Annotated in this window: 15 protein-coding genes; 7 read left to right on the top strand and 8 right to left on the bottom strand. The window is 58.1% G+C overall.

Translation table 11 applies throughout. The features are described 5' to 3' along the window. The first annotated feature begins 10 nt into the window (after positions 1-10). The 3 genes from ACZ3HG_RS10985 to malQ all read left to right on the top strand — a co-directional run bounded on the left by ACZ3HG_RS10985 (position 11) and on the right by malQ (position 5,554). Complete coding sequence (locus ACZ3HG_RS10985; protein ID WP_062747653.1) at positions 11-769, top strand: DeoR/GlpR family transcriptional regulator; 759 nt, start codon at positions 11-13, stop codon at positions 767-769. Positions 770-1,071: 302 nt separating this feature from the next. Further along, a complete protein-coding gene (gene malP, locus ACZ3HG_RS10980) occupies positions 1,072-3,504 on the top strand; it encodes a maltodextrin phosphorylase (protein ID WP_191934560.1) in 2,433 nt (810 codons plus the stop codon). Continuing rightward, on the top strand, positions 3,485-5,554 hold the full coding sequence (gene malQ, locus ACZ3HG_RS10975; protein ID WP_465332822.1) for a 4-alpha-glucanotransferase: 2,070 nt from the start codon (positions 3,485-3,487) through the stop codon (positions 5,552-5,554). The genes malP and malQ overlap by 20 nt, the downstream gene beginning before the upstream one ends. A gap of 154 nt (positions 5,555-5,708) precedes the next feature. Here malQ and fabF read toward each other — a convergent pair whose 3' ends face one another. The 3 genes from fabF to gntX form a co-directional block, all read right to left on the bottom strand. Continuing rightward, positions 5,709-6,992, bottom strand: a complete 1,284-nt coding sequence (gene fabF / locus ACZ3HG_RS10970) for a beta-ketoacyl-ACP synthase II (protein ID WP_191934562.1) — start codon at positions 6,990-6,992, stop codon at positions 5,709-5,711. A 167-nt stretch (positions 6,993-7,159) separates the two neighbouring features. Further along, positions 7,160-7,735 carry a Fe-S biogenesis protein NfuA gene (nfuA, locus tag ACZ3HG_RS10965; RefSeq protein WP_062747646.1) on the bottom strand — a complete coding sequence of 192 codons (576 nt, stop codon included), beginning with the start codon at positions 7,733-7,735 and terminating at the stop codon, positions 7,160-7,162. Positions 7,736-7,793: 58 nt separating this feature from the next. After that, positions 7,794-8,477 carry a DNA utilization protein GntX gene (gntX, locus tag ACZ3HG_RS10960; protein ID WP_465332821.1) on the bottom strand — a complete coding sequence of 228 codons (684 nt, stop codon included), beginning with the start codon at positions 8,475-8,477 and terminating at the stop codon, positions 7,794-7,796. Between the two features lie 34 nt (positions 8,478-8,511). Here gntX and bioH point away from each other — a divergent pair, with 34 nt between their 5' ends. Both bioH and ACZ3HG_RS10950 read left to right on the top strand, forming a co-directional pair. Next, positions 8,512-9,288, top strand: a complete 777-nt coding sequence (gene bioH, locus ACZ3HG_RS10955) for a pimeloyl-ACP methyl ester esterase BioH (RefSeq protein WP_191934564.1) — start codon at positions 8,512-8,514, stop codon at positions 9,286-9,288. Between the two features lie 161 nt (positions 9,289-9,449). Continuing rightward, a complete protein-coding gene (locus ACZ3HG_RS10950) occupies positions 9,450-9,716 on the top strand; it encodes a YdgH/BhsA/McbA-like domain containing protein (protein ID WP_191934565.1) in 267 nt (88 codons plus the stop codon). Between the two features lie 34 nt (positions 9,717-9,750). Here the strand turns inward: ACZ3HG_RS10950 and ACZ3HG_RS10945 are convergent, their stop codons facing one another. The 5 genes from ACZ3HG_RS10945 to greB all read right to left on the bottom strand — a co-directional run bounded on the left by ACZ3HG_RS10945 (position 9,751) and on the right by greB (position 17,157). Continuing rightward, a complete protein-coding gene (locus ACZ3HG_RS10945; protein ID WP_465332820.1) occupies positions 9,751-11,439 on the bottom strand; it encodes an alpha-amylase family glycosyl hydrolase in 1,689 nt (562 codons plus the stop codon). Between the two features lie 115 nt (positions 11,440-11,554). Further along, a complete protein-coding gene (gene feoB / locus ACZ3HG_RS10940; RefSeq protein WP_465332819.1) occupies positions 11,555-13,858 on the bottom strand; it encodes a Fe(2+) transporter permease subunit FeoB in 2,304 nt (767 codons plus the stop codon). Beyond that, entirely contained in the window at positions 13,855-14,097 is a 243-nt protein-coding gene (gene feoA / locus ACZ3HG_RS10935) for a ferrous iron transporter A (protein ID WP_191934568.1), read from the bottom strand. Before feoA ends, feoB begins: the two co-directional genes overlap by 4 nt. Before the next feature lie 146 nt (positions 14,098-14,243). Next, positions 14,244-16,577, bottom strand: coding sequence for a Tex family protein (locus ACZ3HG_RS10930; RefSeq protein WP_191934569.1), 2,334 nt, complete (start codon positions 16,575-16,577; stop codon positions 14,244-14,246). Between the two features lie 100 nt (positions 16,578-16,677). After that, positions 16,678-17,157 (bottom strand): transcription elongation factor GreB, encoded by a 480-nt coding sequence (gene greB / locus ACZ3HG_RS10925; protein ID WP_191934570.1) that lies wholly within the window; start codon positions 17,155-17,157, stop codon positions 16,678-16,680. Between the two features lie 289 nt (positions 17,158-17,446). Here greB and ompR point away from each other — a divergent pair, with 289 nt between their 5' ends. Together ompR and envZ are read left to right on the top strand one after the other, a co-directional pair. Then, positions 17,447-18,166, top strand: a complete 720-nt coding sequence (ompR, locus tag ACZ3HG_RS10920) for an osmolarity response regulator transcription factor OmpR (protein ID WP_001157751.1) — start codon at positions 17,447-17,449, stop codon at positions 18,164-18,166. Then, a complete protein-coding gene (gene envZ / locus ACZ3HG_RS10915; RefSeq protein ID WP_191934571.1) occupies positions 18,163-19,524 on the top strand; it encodes a two-component system sensor histidine kinase EnvZ in 1,362 nt (453 codons plus the stop codon). Before ompR ends, envZ begins: the two co-directional genes overlap by 4 nt. Positions 19,525-19,573 lie beyond the last annotated feature (49 nt).

The raw sequence follows: 19,573 nt of genomic DNA, 5'->3' as shown, positions 1-19,573 counted from the left end.
GGGGAAGATCTTGAAGCAGACACAACGACATGACGCCATCATCGATTTGGTGCGTCGTCAGGGATATGTCAGTACCGAAGAGCTGGTGGAGCATTTCGACGTCAGTCCGCAGACCATCCGCCGCGACTTAAACGATCTGGCCGAGCAGAACAAAATTCAGCGTCACCACGGCGGTGCAGCGCTGCCTTCCAGTTCAGAAAATACCGCCTGGCAGGATCGTAAAATGATGTGGTCGGCGGAGAAAGCGCGCATCGCGCAGCGTGTCGCCAGCCAGATCCCCGACGGGGCCTCTCTGTTTATTGATATCGGCACCACGCCGGAAGCGGTCGCCCACGCCCTGATGAACCACAGTAACCTGCGCATTGTGACCAATAATCTGAATGTTGCGGTGCTGCTGATGGCGAAGCCAGATTTTCGCCTGATCCTGGCGGGGGGCGAAGTGCGCACCCGTGACGGCGGTATTATGGGGGAAGCCACTCTCGACTACATCTCTCAGTTTCGCCTTGATTATGGCATTCTGGGGATCAGTGGCATCGATATGGACGGTTCTCTGCTGGATTTCGACTACCACGAAGTGCGTACCAAACGGGCGATTATCGAGAACTCCCGCTGCGTGATGCTGGTGGCCGACCATTCAAAGTTTGGGCGTAACGCGATGGTGAACCTCGGTAATATGGGGTTAATCGATTATCTGTTTACCGACGAAGCGCCTCCTCCGAGCGTGATGAAAACCATCGAACAGCATGAAGTCCACCTGGAACTCTGCTAAGGCGACCGCGGGCGGCTAAAAAAAGGCCGCCCGCTGCTGGCACCTTTTACGAATTCACTCATACTTATTTCAGTCTCTCTTTTTCTGCTTCTATTCTCTCCTTTTCGGGCGTGCAGTCAGTTCTGTGCCCCTTCTCCGTGCGCTTTATCCGGGCCTCTCGCCCGGTTTGTTATATCCCTCTAGCTGGTTTTTTTTGCTTTTTTTTCGCTCATCGCATTCTGCGGTGAGCTTTTTTTCGTTTTGGCGTCTTAACTGTAAGGTGCCTGGTCACCTTTTCGCCCGTCCATTTTAAGAGGGACTCTATGACGCAACAGAAATTTAACCGGGCGCGCTTTGATGCGGCCCTGACTCGTCAGTGGCAGCGCCTCGGCTATGCCAGCGCCGCAGAGATGACGGCCCATCAGTGGTGGCAGGCCGTCAGCGGCGCACTGGCTGAGCTGCTGGCCGCGCAGCCGGTGGCCAGCGTGGGGAAGAAACAGCGCCACGTTAACTATATTTCCATGGAGTTTCTGATTGGCCGTCTGACCGGCAATAACCTGCTCAATCTGGGCTGGTATGACGACGTCAAAGCGGCGCTGGCTGAGCATCAGTGCGACCTGAGCACGCTGCTGGAAGAAGAGACCGATCCGGCGCTGGGCAACGGCGGGCTGGGACGGCTGGCAGCCTGCTATCTGGATTCGATGGCCACCGTCGGGCAGTCCGCCACCGGCTACGGCCTCAACTACCAATATGGTCTGTTTCGGCAGTCCTTTGACGACGGGCATCAGACGGAAGCCCCGGACGACTGGCAGCGCGATCGTTACCCCTGGTTCCGGCACAACGCGGCGCTGGACGTCAGCGTGGGCATCGGTGGTACCGTCATAAAAAGCGCAGAGGGTCGCCTGTCATGGCACCCGGCCTTTACCCTGCGCGGCGAAGCCTGGGACCTGCCGGTGACCGGCTATCGCAACGGTGTGGTGCAGCCGCTGCGGCTGTGGCAGGCCACCCATGCCCATCCGTTTGATCTGACCTTATTTAACGACGGCAAATTCCTGGCGGCTGAACAACAGGGTATTGATGCTGCGAAGCTGACGAAGGTCCTGTATCCGAATGATAATCATCAGGAGGGTAAACGCCTGCGCCTGATGCAGCAGTATTTCCAGTGCGCCTGTTCCGTGGCCGACATTCTGCGCCGCCATCACCGGGCCGGTCACAGCATCCATACGTTGCCGGATTATGAGGTGATCCAGCTCAACGACACCCATCCCACGATTGCCATCCCTGAAATGCTGCGCGTGCTGCTGGACGAGCATCAGCTCAGTTGGGATGACGCCTGGGCCATCACCAGCCAGACTTTCGCCTATACCAACCATACGCTGATGCCTGAAGCGCTGGAGCGCTGGGACGAGCGCCTGGTTCGCAGCCTGCTACCGCGTCATTTCATCCTGATTAAAGAGATCAACCGCCGCTTTAAAAAAGTCGTGGAGAAGCAGTGGCCGGGGGATGAACAGGTCTGGGCAAAACTGGCGGTGATGTATGATAAACAGGTGCGGATGGCGAACCTTTGCGTGGTCAGCGGCTTTGCCGTCAACGGCGTTGCTGCGCTGCACTCTGAGCTGGTGGTAAAAGATCTGTTCCCGGAATATCACCAGCTGTGGCCGGAGAAATTCCATAACGTTACTAACGGCATCACGCCGCGCCGCTGGCTGAAGCAGTGTAATCCTGCCCTCGCCGGGCTGATTGATGACCGGCTGAAAGTGGAGTGGGCGAACAACCTGGATGCCCTGAAGGGGCTGGAGGCCTTTGCCGGCAACAAGGCCTTCCGTAAACAGTATCGCCAGATTAAGCGCGCCAATAAGCTGCGGCTGGCGGAGTATATTGCGCAGCGAACCGGCATTGTGGTTAACCCGGAGGCGCTGTTTGACGTGCAGATCAAGCGCCTGCATGAGTACAAGCGCCAGCATCTGGGCCTGCTGCATATCCTCTCTCTGTACCGGCGGCTGCGTGATAACCCCGCGCTGGACGTGGTACCGCGCGTGTTCCTCTTCGGTGCCAAAGCCGCGCCGGGCTACTACCTGGCAAAAAATATTATTTATGCCATCAATAAGGTGGCAGAGAAGATCAACCACGACCCGCTGATTGGCGACAGGCTGAAGGTGGTATTCATTCCTGATTACCGCATCACCGCCGCGGAGCTGATCATTCCGGCGGCCGATCTGTCAGAGCAGATCTCCACCGCCGGGTATGAGGCCTCCGGCACCGGGAATATGAAACTGGCGCTGAACGGGGCTCTTACCATCGGTACGCTGGACGGGGCCAACGTGGAGATCGCTGAACAGGTTGGCCCGGAGAATATCTTCATCTTTGGCCATACGGCAGACCAGGTTAAGGCACTGAAAGCCGGCGGTTACGATCCGATCAAGCTACGTAAAAAAGATAAACATCTGGATAGCCTGCTGAAAGAGCTGGAAAAAGGGTTCTTCAGCGGCGGGGATAAACATGCTTTCGATATGATGCTGTACAGCCTGGGCAAAGGGGGCGATCCGTGGCTGGTGCTGGCCGATTTTGCCAGCTACTGCGAAGCACAGGCGAGGGTGGAGGCGCTGTACCTTGACCAGGAGGCCTGGACTACCGCGGCGATCCTGAATACCGCCCGTACCGGGATGTTCAGCGCCGATCGTTCCGTACGGGATTATCAGCAGCGTATCTGGCAGGCAAAACGGCTCGGGAGGGGTGATGGACGAGAAAAAGCGTGAACAGGCCGCTGAGGCCGCCGGAATTGCAGCCCGCTATATTAATGCCCGCGGGCAGCCGGAAGCGGTCAGTCCCGGCACGCGTGACAAACTTCTGGCGGCGATGGCCCCACGCCCCAGGGCAGGCAGTACGCCATTGCCACCCTGCCAGGTGCTGCTGAAGAAGCGCGTACAGCGGCTGCTGACCGGCGGGAAGGGGGAGTATCACTGGCGCTTTGACAGCGAGCAGGGCAAAACCTGTAACGGCACCGTCTCCGCCGGAGAGAGTATTACCCTGCCGGCGAACCTGCCGGAGGGCTACCATCAGCTACTGCTGACGCAGGGGAAAAAGCAGTGGTGCTGTCGGATCATTATCGCGCCGAAACGCTGCTATGAACCTGAGGCGCTCAAGCGCGGCGACAAACTGTGGGGTGCCTGCGTGCAGCTCTATACGCTGCGGTCGGCGCATAACTGGGGCATGGGCGATTTTGGTGATTTAAAGCGTATGGTCAGCGATATTGCCACACGCGGTGGCGCATTTATCGGGCTGAATCCCATACATGCGCTTTACCCTTCGCAACCTGAAAATGCCAGCCCGTACAGCCCCTCTTCGCGGCGCTGGCTGAATGTGATGTATATCGATGTGGCTGCCGTCGCGGATTTTCAGCACAGCCCTGCCGCTCAGCGCTGGTGGCAGAAAAAGAGTACGCAGACCACCATCCAGACTGCACGTGACGCCGACCGGGTTGACTATGCCCGCGTGGGGGCGCTGAAAATCGACGGGCTGCGGCATGCCTGGCAGCACTTTACGGGACGGGATGCCGGGGATGACAGCGTGGTGCAGTTCGCCGCTTTTGTTGAACAAGGGGGGCAAAGCCTGCTGAATCAGGCATCCTATGATGCGCTGCACTGCGCCCTGCTGAAGGAGGATCCCGCGCGCTGGGGCTGGCCGGCCTGGCCGGAAGCGTACCGGCACGGGGATAATGAGGCGGTGCAGCAGTTTTGCCGTGAGCAGCATGATGAGGTGCGGTTCTGGCTGTGGCTGCAGTGGCTGGCGAACCGTCAGTTTGATGAATGCTGGCAGTGTTGCCAGGCGCATCAGATGGCGGTGGGGCTCTATCGGGATCTGGCCGTGGGCGTGGCCGAAGGGGGAGCAGACACCTGGTGCGATCGTGAGCTTTACCGTCTGCAGGCTTCGGTGGGTGCGCCACCGGATATCCTCGGGCCGCAGGGGCAAAACTGGGGGCTGCCGCCGATGGATCCGCACATCATGACGGCACGTGGCTACCAGCCGTTTATCGACCTGCTGCGCGCCAATATGGCAAGCTGCGGTGCGCTCCGCATCGACCATGTCATGTCGCTGCTGCGTCTGTGGTGGATCCCCTACGGTGAAACGGCAAACTTTGGTGCGTATGTTCATTATCCGGTGGACGACCTGATGGCGATCCTGGCGCTGGAGAGCCAGCGTCATCAGTGCATGGTGATCGGTGAGGATCTGGGGACGGTGCCGGAGGAGATCGTCGGCAAGCTGCGCGACAGCGGCATCTATTCATGGAAGGTGCTCTACTTTGAGCAGGAGGGAGAGGATCGTTACCGGTCACCCTCCGCCTGGCCGCGTCAGTCGATGGCCAGCGCCACCACGCACGATCTGCCGACCCTGCGCGGGTTCTGGAGCGCCGGCGATCTCACGCTTGGTGAAACGCTGGGGCTCTATCCGGATAAGGTGATACTCCGCGGGCTGTATGACCAGCGGGTCCGGCAAAAGCAGGCGCTGCTGGATGCACTACACCGCTACGGATGTGTGCCAAAACGCTGCGGTAAGCAGGCTGATAAGATGGAGATGTCGGCGGTGCTCAACCGTGGCCTGCAGCGGTTTATCGCTGACAGTAACAGTGCGCTGCTGGGGCTGCAGCCGGAGGACTGGCTGGATATGGCCGATCCGGTGAACGTGCCGGGGACCACCGATGAGTACCCCAACTGGCGGCGTAAACTGAGTATGACGCTGGAGGCGATGTTTGCTGATAAAGAGGTTAACCGCTTAATTAAAGATATTAATCATCGGCGTAAAGCCTGACGACAAGGGCAAACCAGCGGCATCGGGGAGGAACAGGAAAAAGGTCGTCTCATGCGGTGACATATCTTCGGTCTTTGTCCGCGTGTGACGATGGGGTTATCGGCAGGGGCGGACCTTCTTTCAGGCCCGCCCCTTGCGAGGTTGTCGTCCGTCATTACGCCGTAAAGGCTTTAAAAATAACCGAGCCGTTCACTCCTCCAAAACCAAAGCCATTGACCAGTACACTGCGGATGGTCACGGGCTGCGCGGTATTTTTCACGATATTTAGCCCCTTTGCGGCCTCGTCGAGGCGATCAATATTGAGCGACGGCGGGGCAATCTGCTCACGCATGGCCATCAGCGAGAATATCGCGCCGACGGCTCCGGCCGCGCCTAACAGATGCCCGGTGGCAGACTTGGTCGAAGAAATCGCCGTATGTGCGCCGTCACCCAGCACCCGACGCAGCGCATTGATTTCGGCAAGATCGCCGACCGGCGTTGAAGTAGAATGCGCATTGATATAATCCACATCGCGCCCTGTTATCCCTGCCTGCTGGAGTGCAATGGTCATTGCACGCGCAGCGCCTTCGCCATCTTCTGGCCCGGAGGTAATGTGGTAGGCATCCGAGGTGGTGCCGTAACCGACCACTTCACCCAGGATAGTAGCGCCACGCGCCTGGGCACGAGTCAATTCTTCCAGTACCAGCATCCCGGCACCTTCTCCCATCACAAAACCATCACGCGCCTGGTCGAATGGACGTGAAGCCTGCTCAGGATGGTCGTTAAAAGCCGTTGAGAGGGCACGAGCAGCCTGGAAGCCACCGAGTGAAACCGGATTGATACAGGACTCACAGCCGCCGACCACGGCGATATCCGCATCATCAAAACGAATGGCTCGGAAACCGTCACCAATACTTTGAATGCTGGCCGCGCAGGCGGAAACCGGCGTACCGAGCATCCCTTTAAAGCCATATTTAATCGCCACGTGTGATGATGCGAGATTGGCAATAAACGACGGTATGGTAAATGGCGAAAGCTTACGGCTGCCTTTCTCTGCCACGGTTTTGACCGCATTGCTGATGGCATGAAAACCGCCGATGCCGGTGGCAATAATAGTGGCGGTGCGCAGGCGCGCGGTTTCCGACAGATTATGCAAACCGGCCTGGGTGATGGCCTCTTCGGCCGCTGCCAGCGCCAGATGAATAAATCGGTCCGCTTTACGCTGATCTTTCACCGGGATAAGCGCAGCAATATCAAAGCCGTGCTGCGGGTCCTGTTCGATAGAAGGAACCTGCCCACCAACGCGAATGGCCGTGTCGCCATAGGCCTCTTCCGGAAGGTGACGAATGCCGGACTGACCGGCAATCAGCCGCTGCCAGCTGGCTTCAACGCCATTAGCGAGTGGGCTGATTAAACCCATACCCGTGATCACGACTCTTCTGCCCGTATTGTTCAACATAATGACCTGATAGGTTGCGAAAACAGATTTCAGTGTACACGTGTAAGCTGAAAAATCCAGCGTCAATCATGCCGTGATAATAACGACGGCGGAAAGGGTTAAACGACAGGGCAGGCAGCGTCAGAGCGGGGGTAATAAAAAAGGGCCGGATAACCGGCCCAGGGGGATCAGTAGAACGAGTGCTCACCGCGCTGATGCTCGGTAAGGTCACGTACGCCTTTCAGCTCAGGGAAGGCCGCCAGCATCTCTTTCTCGATGCCTTCTTTCAGGGTCACATCGACCATGGAACAGCCGTTACAGCCGCCGCCAAATTGCAGAATGGCAAAGCCTTCGTCGGTAATTTCCATCAGGGACACTTTACCGCCGTGGCTGGCCAGCTGCGGGTTGATCTGTGCCTGCAACAGATACTCAACGCGCTCCATTAGCGGGGCATCGTCGTTAACTTTGCGCATTTTGGCGTTCGGCGCTTTCAGGGTCAGCTGAGAACCCAGATTGTCGGTAACAAAGTCGATTTCAGCATCTTCAAGGTACGGGGCACTCAGGGCGTCAACGTAGGCCGAAAGAAGAGGGAACTTCAGTTCCGTATCGGTCGCTTCAACGGCGTCAGGCGGACAGTAAGAAACACCGCACTCGGCGGTTGGCGTACCCGGGTTAATCACGAATACACGAATTTGGGTGCCATCTTCCTGCTTTGACAGCAGTTTTGCGAAGTGCTCTTGTGCAGAGTCGGTAATTAGGATCATGGCGATTGCTCAATAGTTGACTAATTTCGTTGGTTATAATACGCCCATCACCGACGCTCTACAAGGTTCGGCACAGGCACCAGATCTGTACGCTGGCGGCGCCGTGGGCCAGCAGAAGGCGGCTGATCTCGGCGGCGGTGCTGCCAGTGGTCACCACATCATCCAGCAGACTGATATGCAGCCCGCGCACCTCTCTTTCAAGCCGGAAGGCGCCGCGCAGGTTTTTACGCCGCGCCAGCGCGCCCAGGGTGTGCTGGATATGTCCGGCCCGGACGCGCGTGACGGCGCGGGGCAAATACTGACAGGGCACCCGGCGGGCCAGCCAGTGCGCCATATCTTCCAGCTGATTATAGCCCCGCTGCCAGGCACGACGGTGATGCAGGGGCACGGTTAACAGCAGGTCCGGCCGCCGCAGCCCAGTTTCACGCCGCTGCATTAACCAGCATAGCAGTATCAGCCGCGCCAGCATTACCGCATGTGCGGTGGCACGATAAAACTTCAGCTGATTCACCAGCCGGTCCAGCGGTGGCTGCCAGGGGGTCACGCGCACCAGGTGCTGCCAGGGGGGCGGACGGCGCAGGCAGCGACCACAGGCCGTTTTCTTCCTCTGGCTGGGTAATCCACAGCGCGGGCAACAGGCTGGCTGAGTCAGAAGCGGGCGCAGACAGACGCTGCACAGGCCGTGCTGCGAGTAACGTAGCGGCATCAGGCATAGCCAACAGCCCGCTGGCATTGGTAGCATGGCGACCTCACAATAAAAAACAGGACCATAACCCATGAGTACGCTTCACCGGGAGACTATTGGCCAGGGCGATCGCCATCTTGTGCTGCTGCACGGATGGGGTCTGAACGCCGGGGTCTGGCATTGCATCAGCAGTCGACTCAGCGCACATTTTTGTCTACACCTGGTGGATCTGCCGGGGTACGGTCACAGCCAGGGCTTTGCGCCGATGTCGCTGAAGGCGATGGCGGCAGAGGTGGCCGCCCGGGTACCGGCGGAGGCAGTCTGGCTGGGCTGGTCTCTCGGTGGCCTGGTGGCCAGTCAGGCAGCCCTGGACTTCCCACAGCGGGTCAAAGGGCTGATTAGCGTTGCATCCTCGCCGCGCTTCAGCGCGACGGCGGAGTGGCCGGGCATCAAACCCGACACGCTGGTCAGTTTCCAGCAGCAGCTAAGCGAAGATTTCCAGCGTACTGTGGAACGTTTTCTGGCGCTGCAAACGCTGGGTACGGACAGTGCCCGGCAGGATGCCCGCAGGCTGAAAAGTGTGGTGTTTGACCGCCCGCTGCCGACGGCAGAGGTACTGAACGGGGGGCTGGAAATACTGAAGACCGCCGATCTTCGAAAGGACATGGCGGCACTGACGTTGCCCTTTCTGCGGCTATATGGTGCGCTGGACGGGCTGGTACCGCGCAAAATAGTGCCGATGCTGGATGCCTGCTGGCCGGAAAGTCACAGTCATGTTATCGACAAGGCAGCCCATGCGCCGTTTATCTCTCACCCGGCAGCGTTCTCTCAGCGAATTATTGATTTTATCCCTGAGGTTTGGCCCTGAAACTCCGCTATCGTCGCGGTTGCTGCGTGATGTCATCTCCGATTACTTTTTGCAACAATTCACCACGTTGCTGCTTTTTTCCGTCGGGACAATAATGAAAGTGGCCGTATTTATTACGGCCAGGATTAACTGGAAACATTGCCCTAAGGAGAGGAAGTTTTATGAAAAAGCAACTCGCTATCTCTGCCCTACTGTTGACCACTTTTGCAGTGTTTAATGCTGGCGCTGCCGAGCAGATAACGCGCGAAAAAGCGCAGGAGATGAACCTGGAGATGATCGGTACGGTGACGACAAACTCCACTATCAACCCCATGGATGCCAACGCCCACTTATCGAAAAAAGCTGATGAGAAAGGGGGGAAATATTATGTGATCGTTGCGGCCCAGCAGGGTAACCGCGACCACGCACTGGCTGAAGTGTATAAGTAATAAGAGGTTTACCTGCCCGCCCCGGTGGGCAGGTTCAGATTTTCAGCCAGTGAAAGCCCCAGGCCTCCAGCTGCAGTGACTGCCCCCCATCAATACGATCCCCACTCGCAATATCGCGGTACCAGCGCGGCTCCGGCAGCTTCATGCTCACCGCTTTACTGCTCAGATTAAATACGCACCACAGGGATTCCTGCTCATCCCGGGCCTGACGATGCAGCACCAGCAGGGCGTTATCGCTGTCGAGGATCCTCATCGGATTGTCAGGGTGGAAGGCGGGCTGGCGGGTGCGGAGCTGGATCAGCTGGCTGAGGGCGAAATAGACCCGCTGCCGCAGTGAATCTTTTTCCGCCAGTGCTGCTTCAATCTCGCTGACGGCATATTTCTGCCGGTTAATAGCGCGGTTGTGACCGGCAGCTTTGACACCATCCATATCATTTCGCGAACCCAGAATACTTTGAATGTAGATCGCCGGAACGCCGGGGAAGGCCAGCAGCAGCGCGTGTGCCAGCAGGAACCGGCGCAGGCGCGTCTCGTCGTCATCGTCTTTCTGATTCAGCGCATCCATATAGGTGACGTTAATTTCATAGGGGCTGGTGCTGCCGTCCGGGTTATTTTTATAGGAGACCAGTGCGCCCTCCATCGCCAGGTCACGCACCAGCGAGACGATCTCGGTTTCCGGCAGGATCCCGCGCAGCGGGTTGAGCCCGATGCCGTCATGGGAAGCCAGAAAGTTAAAGAAGGTGGTGGATCCGCTGCCACCGTCGAGCGAGGAGGCCCACTGGCGCAGCGCACGCGATGATCCATTGTGAATAGCGTGCAGCACCAGCGGAGGCAGTGAAAACTGATAGACCATCTGGGCTTCGTCACGCCCGTTGCCAAAGTAGCTGATGTTATCTTTGTGCGGCACATTCGTTTCGGTCAGTACCACGGTGCCGGGGGCCACGTCATTGGCAATGGCGCGAAACAGCTTTACCAGCTGATGCGTTTTTTCCAGATGAATACAGGGGGTACCGGGTGTTTTCCACATGTAGCCGACGGCGTCCAGCCGGACGTAATCTGCGCCTTTTTTCAGGTAATCCAGCAGGACGTTCACCATGGCGATGAGCACCTCAGGGTTAGCGAAGTTCAGGTCGATCTGATCGGCGCTAAAGGTGCTCCAGATAAAACGGGTTTCGCCGTTAGCCATCTCGAACGGGGTCAGCAGCGGCGACGTCCGGGGGCGGGTCACCGCGCTCAGGTCAGTGGTGGGCGGCATACTGATAAAGAAATCATCCCAACCCGGATCCTGCGCCAGATAGTGCCGGAACCAGGCGCTTTGGGCGGACATGTGATTACAGACGAAATCGAACATCAGCCGCGTATGCTGACGCAAATCAGCAATCTCCTGCCAGCTCCCGCATGGGGGATTAACCTGGTGGTAATCTATTACCGAGAAGCCGTCATCGGAAGAGTATGGGAAGAAGGGCAGCAGGTGTACCAGATTGAAGCTGGACGCCAGGTGTTGCTGCCAGAAGCGGGAGAAGGTGGTCAGAGTCGGCGTATTTTCGGCATGGAACTGATCGGCGTAGGTGATCAGCACCACGTCTTTTTCGTCCCAGTGCGGCTTACGCGGGTGACAAACGGCCCCGCGCGCGTCAGCAATCAGCGCATGCAGCCGCTGCAGGCACGATGGCGGGAAAGTGTATTCGTAGATTTTATCTAGTAAGTTATTGATAATATCCATTATTATTTTTCTGACCACCGCGAGTGAAAAATTCAGGCGTTATTTTTCACTGTAGACGCTGGTCAAAAAAACACAACCCTTCCCGCTCCGTCTCGCGCAGCTGTCTGACGGGAGATCAGTGACAGCGGCCCTTTTTTTCACAGGACGTGCAGCTGTGGGTGATGTTTTTTACCGGGATCAGCGCCGGCGTGATTTTGACGCGGCGCAGGGCGGCCAGCAGCAGCGCGTTAACCAACAGCACGGCGGCAATAATCAGGCTACTGCTGCCCGGGTGCAGCCGGAAGCTGGAGGCCTGATAAAACAGGGCCGCCAGGGAATACGCCAGATCCAGCCCCCACAGAATGGAGAACATCATCCAGCGGCTGCTGCTTTCACGGGCAATGGCCCCCATCACAGAGACGCAGGGCACGTACAGCAGTACAAAAATCAGATAACTGTAGGCCGCCGCGTCGCTGGCGAATTTACTGTGCATGGTACCCATGGCCCCGCTGGCCATCTCGGCGTCGCCTTTACTGGCCTCGATCGGGTTAGCGAGAACGCTCAGGCTGAAGGTAGCTTTAATGCCCTGCCAGGTTTCGGCTACGGCATCATACAGCTGACCACTGAGGCTGAACTGGCTGGCATCAAAGGGCTGCTGCTGCAGCGCCTCAGCGGTGTACAGGGTATTAAGCGTACCGACCACCACCTCTTTTGCCATCGCCCCGGTCAGCAGGCCCACGGTGGCCTGCCAGTTATCGTCATGCACCCCGATAGGAGCCAGCAGTGGGGTCAGCATGCGGCTGACGCTGGCCAGCGCGGAATCATTCAGGTGACTGACCGGCTGGCCGCTAAAAGAAAAACTGTTCAGCGCGCCGATCAGCATACTGACCATCACGATCACTTTCCCGGCGCGCAGCACAAAGCCACGCAGGCGCTGCCAGGTCTGCAGCAGCAGGCTTTTCGCGTGGGGCATATGCCACAGCGGCAGCTCCATCACAAACGGGCTGGCCTCTCCGCGCATCAGGGTATGCTTGAGCAGCAGGCCGGTGGCAATCGCCGCGCAGATGCCAAGCAGATAGAGGCTGAACACCACCAGTGCCCCACCCTGGCCGAAGAAGGCTGCGGCAAAGACGGCAAAGATAGCCAGCCGGGCTCCGCAGGAGATAAACGGTGCCATCAGCACAGTGATCAGACGCTCACGGGGGGCATCCAGCGTGCGTGCGCCCATCACTGACGGCACGTTACAGCCGAAGCCGACGATCAGCGGCACAAAGGATTTTCCCGGCAGCCCGAGGGCCTGCATCAGCCGATCCATCACAAAGGCGGCGCGCGCCATATAGCCGGAGTCCTCCAGCAGGGAGAGAAACAGGTACATCATGCCAATCTGCGGCACCAGCGGCATCACGGTATTGATCCCTCCGCCAATGCCCTGGGCCAGAAACAGCGTTAGCCATACCGGCAGATGTAATGTCACACCCAGCCATTGCGTGCCCTGAATAAAGAGGGCGGCGGAACCGAGGTCGAACAGAGGCTGTAGCGCCCCGCCGAGATTGATGGCAAGGAAGAACATCAGATACATCACCAGCAGAAAGACCGGCAGGCCGAGCCAGCGGTTCAGGGTCAGCTGATCCAGCCGCTGACTGAATGCCGCGCGCGTGCCCGCCTCATGGATCACCCGGTGGCAGAGTGACTCTATGAACTGATAGCGGCTGCTGACGATAGTCTGCGCAACATCCTCCTGCAGCGACGACGTCAGTGCCGGCAGGAGGGCGGCAGCGGCCGGAAACTGCTGCTGGCTGGCGATGTCGCCTTCCAGCATCTGCAGGGCCAGCCAGCGTTTTTGCGGCGTTGGCGTGGAGGCCGGTAGCGCCGCAGCCAGTGCGTCCATCACCGGTTGCAGCGATGCCGGATAAGGAACGGCCAGCGGGGTATTCTCCGGCCTGTTGCCATCGAGGGTACTCTTCAGGAGATCGATGCCGCGCCCGCGTGTTGATACCATCGGTACCACCGGGCAGCCCAGCGCCTGCGCCAGCACCGTGAGATCCATTTTGGTCTGCTGGCTTTCAATAATATCCAGCATATTCAGCACGACAATACAGGGTTGTCCCATCTCCAGCAGTTGCAGGGTCAGATAGAGGTTACGCTCAAGGTTACTGGCATCCACCACGTTGATCACCAGGTCGGCTTCGCCTTCCAGCAGATACTGACAGGCAATCTGCTCGTCCAGCGAGGCCTGCGCTGACAGGGTGGTGAGTGAGTAGCAGCCGGGAAGATCGACCAGCCGCACCTGATGCTCGGCCGTGCTGAACTGCCCCTCTTTGCGTTCCACGGTTACCCCGGCCCAGTTACCGACCCGCTGACGTGAACCGGTAAGCTGGTTAAACAGGGTGGTTTTACCCACGTTCGGATTCCCCGTCAGCGCAATGGTACAGGCCTTCATGCGATGTCTCCCACCGGGTTCACCACTTCCAGCTGTAGCAGGGACAGGTCTTTTTTACGCAGCATCAGACTGACGCGTCGGGTCTCAATATGCAAAGGATCGCCCAGCGGTGCCACGCGGATCAGCTGAAAGGTGGAGCCGGGTAACAGGCCCAGCGCCATTAATTTCTGGCGAAATGCCGGGTTGATAGCGGGTGAGAAGCCAGCGATGCGGTAGGAGTGCTGTGGGATCAGTTGCATGGTAGGTGCCTGTATGCTGCGGAAGAAAAGACACTGAGAATTTTAATGAGAGTGATTATTGCTCACATTGATGTGGAGCAACTTATAGCGCAGGGAGAGGGACAAGATTGAGGAAAAAGGGCGGGCCCGCAGGCCCGCCGACAGGATCAGCTTTTTTTGCCAAATGCAGCGGCGAGGGCATCCCCCATCGCACTGTTACCCGCTGGCTGGGCGGCAGGGCGTTTGGGGCTGGCTTTTGCCGGTCGGGCGTTGTCACGGCCGCTGGCGGCATGATTGCCACCGCCACGGCGCGCGCTGGTTTCTCCCGGCTGTTCGTCAAGGCGCATCGTCAGCGCAATACGTTTGCGCTGTAAATCGACTTCCATCACCTTCACTTTCACCACATCACCGGCTTTCACCACTTTGTGCGGATCGTCGACAAACTTATCGGACAGTGAGGAGATATGCACCAGACCGTCCTGATGGACGCCGATATCAACGAAGGCACCAAAGTTTGTCACATTGGTCACGGACCCTTCCAGTACCATACCTGGCAACAGATCGTTCATGGTGTCGACACCATCAGCAAACTGCGCGGTTTTAAACTCCGGACGCGGGTCACGGCCCGGTTTTTCCAGCTCTTTGATGATATCGCTGACGGTCGGAACACCGAAGCGCTCGTCGGTAAAATCAACGGCTCTCAGGCTGCGTAATTCTGTCGGGTTCCCCATCAGGTCGTTAAGCGCCTGTTCGGTAGCTGCGAGGATACGCTCTACCACCGGATAGGCTTCCGGGTGCACCGTGGAGGCATCCAGCGGATTATCCCCCTGAGTGATACGCAGGAACCCGGCGCACTGTTCAAACGCCTTGGGTCCCAGGCGACCGACCTTCAGCAGTTGCTGGCGGTTCTGGAAGCGGCCATTTTCGTCACGCCAGGCGACGATGTTCTGGGCGATCATCTTGCTCAGACCGGCCACGCGGGTCAACAGGGGAACGGAGGCGGTGTTCAGATCCACACCGACGCCGTTAACGCAGTCTTCCACCACGGCATCAAGCTTTTTCGCCAGCTGGCTCTGACTGACGTCATGCTGATACTGGCCCACGCCGATGGATTTCGGGTCGATCTTCACCAGCTCGGAGAGCGGATCCTGCAGGCGACGGGCAATGGACACCGCGCCGCGCAGGGAGACATCCAGCCCCGGGAACTCCAGCGCTGCCAGCTCGGAGGCGGAGTAGACCGAGGCTCCGGCTTCGCTGACGATGACTTTCTGGCCCTGCACCTGCGGGAACTGTTTTTGTACTTCCAGGTAGAAACGCTCAGTTTCGCGTGAAGCGGTGCCGTTACCAATGGCGACCAGCTCAACCTGATGTCGGGTGCAGAGCGCGGCCACGGCGGCAGCGGCTTTAGCGGTCTGCCCGGTATGAGGATAAATCGTGTCGGTGGCGACCAGCTTGCCAGTGGCATCGACGACTGCGACTTTCACCCCGGTGCGCAGGCCGGGATCGAGGCCCATGGTGGCGCGCATGCCCGCCGGGGCGGCCATCAGCAGGTCGTGCAGGTTACGGGCGAAGACGTTGATCGCCTCGTCTTCGGCGCGCTCGCGTACCGTACCCATCAGCTCAGTTTCGAGGTGCAGCAGTACTTTGATACGCCAGGTCCAGCTGACCACGGCTTTACGCCAGGCATCTGCCGGGGCATTGTTCAGGCGCAGATTCAGGTGTTCGGTGATGATCTGCTCACCGTGGCTTTCGCGCGGCGGTTCGTCAAACTGCGGATCGGCATTCAGGGCCAACTGTAAAATGCCTTCGTTACGGCCACGGAACATGGCCAGCGCACGGTGGGAGGGCACTGTGGCTAATGCTTCGTGATGATCGAAGTAGTCGCGGAATTTTGCGCCTTCCTCCTCTTTACCCTCAATAACCCGGGCAACCAGGTGCGCATTTTTCCACAGGTAGTCGCGGACTTTAGCCAGCAGACCGGCGTCTTCGGCAAAGCGCTCCATCAGGATATAACGGGCACCATCCAGCGCGGCTTTGGTATCTGCAACACCTTTATCCGCATCGACATAGCGGGCTGCCAGCTGTTCAGGATCGTGAGAGGGCTCCTGCCACAGCGTTTCTGCCAGCGGTTGCAGACCGGCCTCAATGGCGATCTGCCCGCGCGTACGGCGCTTCTGCTTGTAGGGAAGATAGAGATCTTCGAGCTCGGTTTTACTCAGGGTGGCGTTAATGGCTGCTGCCAGCTCGTCGGTCAGTTTTCCCTGATCGGCAATGGATTTCAGGATGGACTGGCGGCGGTCGGCAAGCTCACGCAGATAACTCAGGCGCGTTTCGAGCTGGCGCAGTTGGGTATCATCCAGCCCACCGGTCACTTCCTTTCGGTAACGTGCGATAAACGGCACGGTGTTTCCTTCGTCCAGCAGGCGAACAGCGGCTTCAACCTGTTCTGCTCTGGCCTGCAGCTCACTTGCAATCAGTCGGCTCAGTGAATCATTCATCATGGTTGGGATACTTTTTAGCGGAAGAAATTGGCAACAGTTATACGGATTGCTGCCGCAGAATGCCAGTTATCGGGCGGTCTGCGGCGCGGCAACGGCGCGATTAGGACTCTTTTACATAGCTGATCTCGTTGACGTACCACAGTGCTTCGCCTGCCGGGGTCTGCACGATAGCCGCATCGCCCGTCTCTTTTTTCAGCAGGGCACGCGCCATGGGGGCGTCAATCGAGATATAGTCGTTACGGCCAAAGATTTCGTCGTAGCCGACAATGCGAAAGCGTTTCACGTCGCCCTCGTCGTTTTCCACCTCGACCCAGGCACCGAAAAAGACTTTGCCATCCTGCTGGGGGGAATAGTCAACAATGCGCAGCTGTTCAAGACACTTGGTGAGGTAGCGCACGCGACGATCAATTTCCCGCAGGCGCTTTTTATTGTACTGATAATCGGCGTTTTCGCTGCGGTCACCCAGGCTGGCAGCCCAGGTCACTTTTTTGGTGACTTCTGGCCGCTCTTCGCGCCAGAGAAAGTCCAGCTCCTGCTTGAGCCGGTTGTAGCCTTCGCGAGTGATCAGTTTGGTTTTCATCGTTGCGCCATTCTTCTTCGTGACAGGGGACTATTTTGTTGTGCTGCGTTGCAGGATGCAAATCCGTTGTTCTGAATTATTCCGTGACGTTACTGCTTGTTTGTCATGATAAATACCCGGACTAACGCGGTCGCTTTGCCGCATTATGCGAAGGTATTTTAAAGATAAGCTGCTGTTTAATATGCTTTGTAACAATTTCGGCTACAATATAAACCATTATTGACTGTTACATTCAGGCATCTTTTTTGAAAATACAGGCTCAGGCAATTGCGCCTTTGGGAGTGTCGAAATGCAAGAGAATTACAAAATCCTGGTGGTAGATGATGACATGCGTTTGCGTGCTCTGCTGGAGCGTTATCTGACCGAGCAGGGTTTTCAGGTGCGCAGCGTGGCCAACGCCGAGCAGATGGACCGTCTGCTGACGCGTGAGTCCTTCCATTTGATGGTGCTTGATCTGATGTTGCCGGGGGAAGACGGCCTGTCTATCTGCCGCCGTTTGCGCAGCCAGAGCAACCCGATGCCGATTATTATGGTCACCGCGAAGGGCGAAGAAGTGGATCGCATCGTGGGCCTGGAAATTGGTGCTGATGACTATATTCCAAAACCGTTTAACCCGCGTGAACTGCTGGCCCGTATCCGTGCGGTGCTGCGCCGTCAGGCGAATGAGCTGCCGGGTGCGCCTTCTCAGGAAGAAGCGGTCATTGCGTTCGGTAAGTTCAAGCTGAACCTCGGTACCCGTGAGATGTTTCGTGAAGACGAACCGATGCCGCTGACCAGCGGTGAGTTCGCCGTACTGAAAGCGCTGGTGAGTCACCCGCGTGAGCCGCTGTCCCGCGACAAGCTGATGAATCTGGCTCGTGGCCGTGAGTACAGTGCCATGGAACGTTCCATCGACGTACAGATCTCTCGTCTGCGCCGTATGGTTGAAGAAGATCCCGCTCACCCACGCTACATCCAGACCGTCTGGGGCCTGGGCTACGTCTTTGTGCCGGACGGCAGTAAAGCATGAGGCGATTCCGCTTCTCTCCCCGCAGTTCATTTGCCCGTACGTTACTGTTGATCGTTACCTTGCTGTTCGTCAGCCTGGTAACGACCTATCTGGTGGTGCTGAACTTTGCCATTTTGCCGAGCCTGCAACAGTTCAACAAAGTGCTGGCTTATGAAGTGCGCATGTTGATGACCGACCGGTTACAGCTGGAAGATGGTACGCAGTTGGAAGTGCCACCCGCTTTCCGCCGTGAAATTTACCGTGAACTGGGCATCTCGCTGTATACCAATGCAGCGGCGGAAGAGAGCGGATTACGCTGGGCGCAGCACTATCAGTTCCTCAGCCAGCAGATGGCACAGCAGCTCGGCGGCCCCACTGATGTTCGCGTCGAGGTGAATAAGAACTCGCCGGTGGTGTGGCTGAAAACCTGGCTGTCGCCGGACATCTGGGTGCGCGTGCCGCTGACCGAAATCCATCAGGGTGACTTCTCCCCGCTGTTCCGCTATACCCTGGCGATTATGCTGCTGGCGATCGGCGGTGCCTGGCTGTTTATCCGCATTCAGAACCGCCCGCTGGTGGAGCTGGAACACGCGGCGTTACAGGTGGGTAAGGGCATTATTCCGCCGCCGCTGCGTGAGTACGGCGCTTCTGAAGTGCGCTCCGTGACGCGGGCGTTTAATCAGATGGCGTCGGGTGTGAAACAGCTGGCCGATGACCGTACACTGCTGATGGCCGGGGTCAGTCACGATCTGAGAACCCCGCTGACGCGCATTCGCCTGGCGACGGAAATGATGTCAGAGCAGGACGGTTACCTGGCGGAGTCGATCAATAAAGATATCGAAGAGTGCAATGCGATTATCGAGCAGTTTATTGACTATCTGCGCACCGGGCAGGAGATGCAGTTTGAACGCGCCGACCTGAACAGCGTACTGGGTGAGGTGGTGGCGGCAGAAAGTGGATATGAGCGTGAGATTGAAAATGCCGTGATGTCTGATGAGCTGATGCTGGAGATAAACCCGCTGGCCATTAAGCGTGCGCTGGCCAATATGGTGGTGAATGCCGCCCGCTATGGCAATGGCTGGATTAAAGTCAGCTCCGGTCGTGAGCTTCACCGGGCCTGGTTCCAGGTCGAGGATGATGGCCCCGGCATTGAGCCTGACCAGCTTAAGCATCTGTTCCAGCCGTTTGTGCGCGGCGATAGCGCCCGCAGCACCAGCGGAACCGGGTTGGGCCTGGCGATCGTCCAGCGTATTATCGACGCCCACCAGGGCTCTCTTGAGATCGGAAAAAGCGACAAGGGTGGGCTGCTGATCCGTGCCTGGCTGCCTCTGCCTCCAGCAGCGCTGCCAGCAGGTACGGTTGGCCAGCCGCAAAAATAACGCCCGATCGAAGTCATGCCGGGCGACCCTGAAAAGGGCCGCCCGTGCA

It is taken from the genome of Erwinia sp. PME.40.26/001 (assembly GCF_055556675.1).
Note: the sequence above shows the minus strand (reverse complement) of the source record. Positions and strands in the feature narration are given on the sequence as shown.

Bases quoted from the DNA above. Each gene is read 5' to 3' on its own strand.
- malQ (WP_465332822.1), top strand. From the start codon at position 3,485: ATGGACGAGAAAAAGCGTGAACAGGCCGCTGAGGCCGCCGGAATTGCA.
- greB (WP_191934570.1), bottom strand. From the start codon at position 17,157: ATGAAAACCAAACTGATCACTCGCGAAGGCTACAACCGGCTCAAGCAG.
- bioH (WP_191934564.1), top strand. From the start codon at position 8,512: ATGAGTACGCTTCACCGGGAGACTATTGGCCAGGGCGATCGCCATCTT.
- envZ (WP_191934571.1), top strand. From the start codon at position 18,163: ATGAGGCGATTCCGCTTCTCTCCCCGCAGTTCATTTGCCCGTACGTTA.
- ACZ3HG_RS10945 (WP_465332820.1), bottom strand. From the start codon at position 11,439: ATGGATATTATCAATAACTTACTAGATAAAATCTACGAATACACTTTC.
- nfuA (WP_062747646.1), bottom strand. From the start codon at position 7,735: ATGATCCTAATTACCGACTCTGCACAAGAGCACTTCGCAAAACTGCTG.
- ompR (WP_001157751.1), top strand. From the start codon at position 17,447: ATGCAAGAGAATTACAAAATCCTGGTGGTAGATGATGACATGCGTTTG.
- feoB (WP_465332819.1), bottom strand. From the start codon at position 13,858: ATGAAGGCCTGTACCATTGCGCTGACGGGGAATCCGAACGTGGGTAAA.
- malP (WP_191934560.1), top strand. From the start codon at position 1,072: ATGACGCAACAGAAATTTAACCGGGCGCGCTTTGATGCGGCCCTGACT.
- gntX (WP_465332821.1), bottom strand. From the start codon at position 8,477: ATGCTACCAATGCCAGCGGGCTGTTGGCTATGCCTGATGCCGCTACGT.
- feoA (WP_191934568.1), bottom strand. From the start codon at position 14,097: ATGCAACTGATCCCACAGCACTCCTACCGCATCGCTGGCTTCTCACCC.
- ACZ3HG_RS10950 (WP_191934565.1), top strand. From the start codon at position 9,450: ATGAAAAAGCAACTCGCTATCTCTGCCCTACTGTTGACCACTTTTGCA.
- fabF (WP_191934562.1), bottom strand. From the start codon at position 6,992: ATGTTGAACAATACGGGCAGAAGAGTCGTGATCACGGGTATGGGTTTA.
- ACZ3HG_RS10930 (WP_191934569.1), bottom strand. From the start codon at position 16,577: ATGATGAATGATTCACTGAGCCGACTGATTGCAAGTGAGCTGCAGGCC.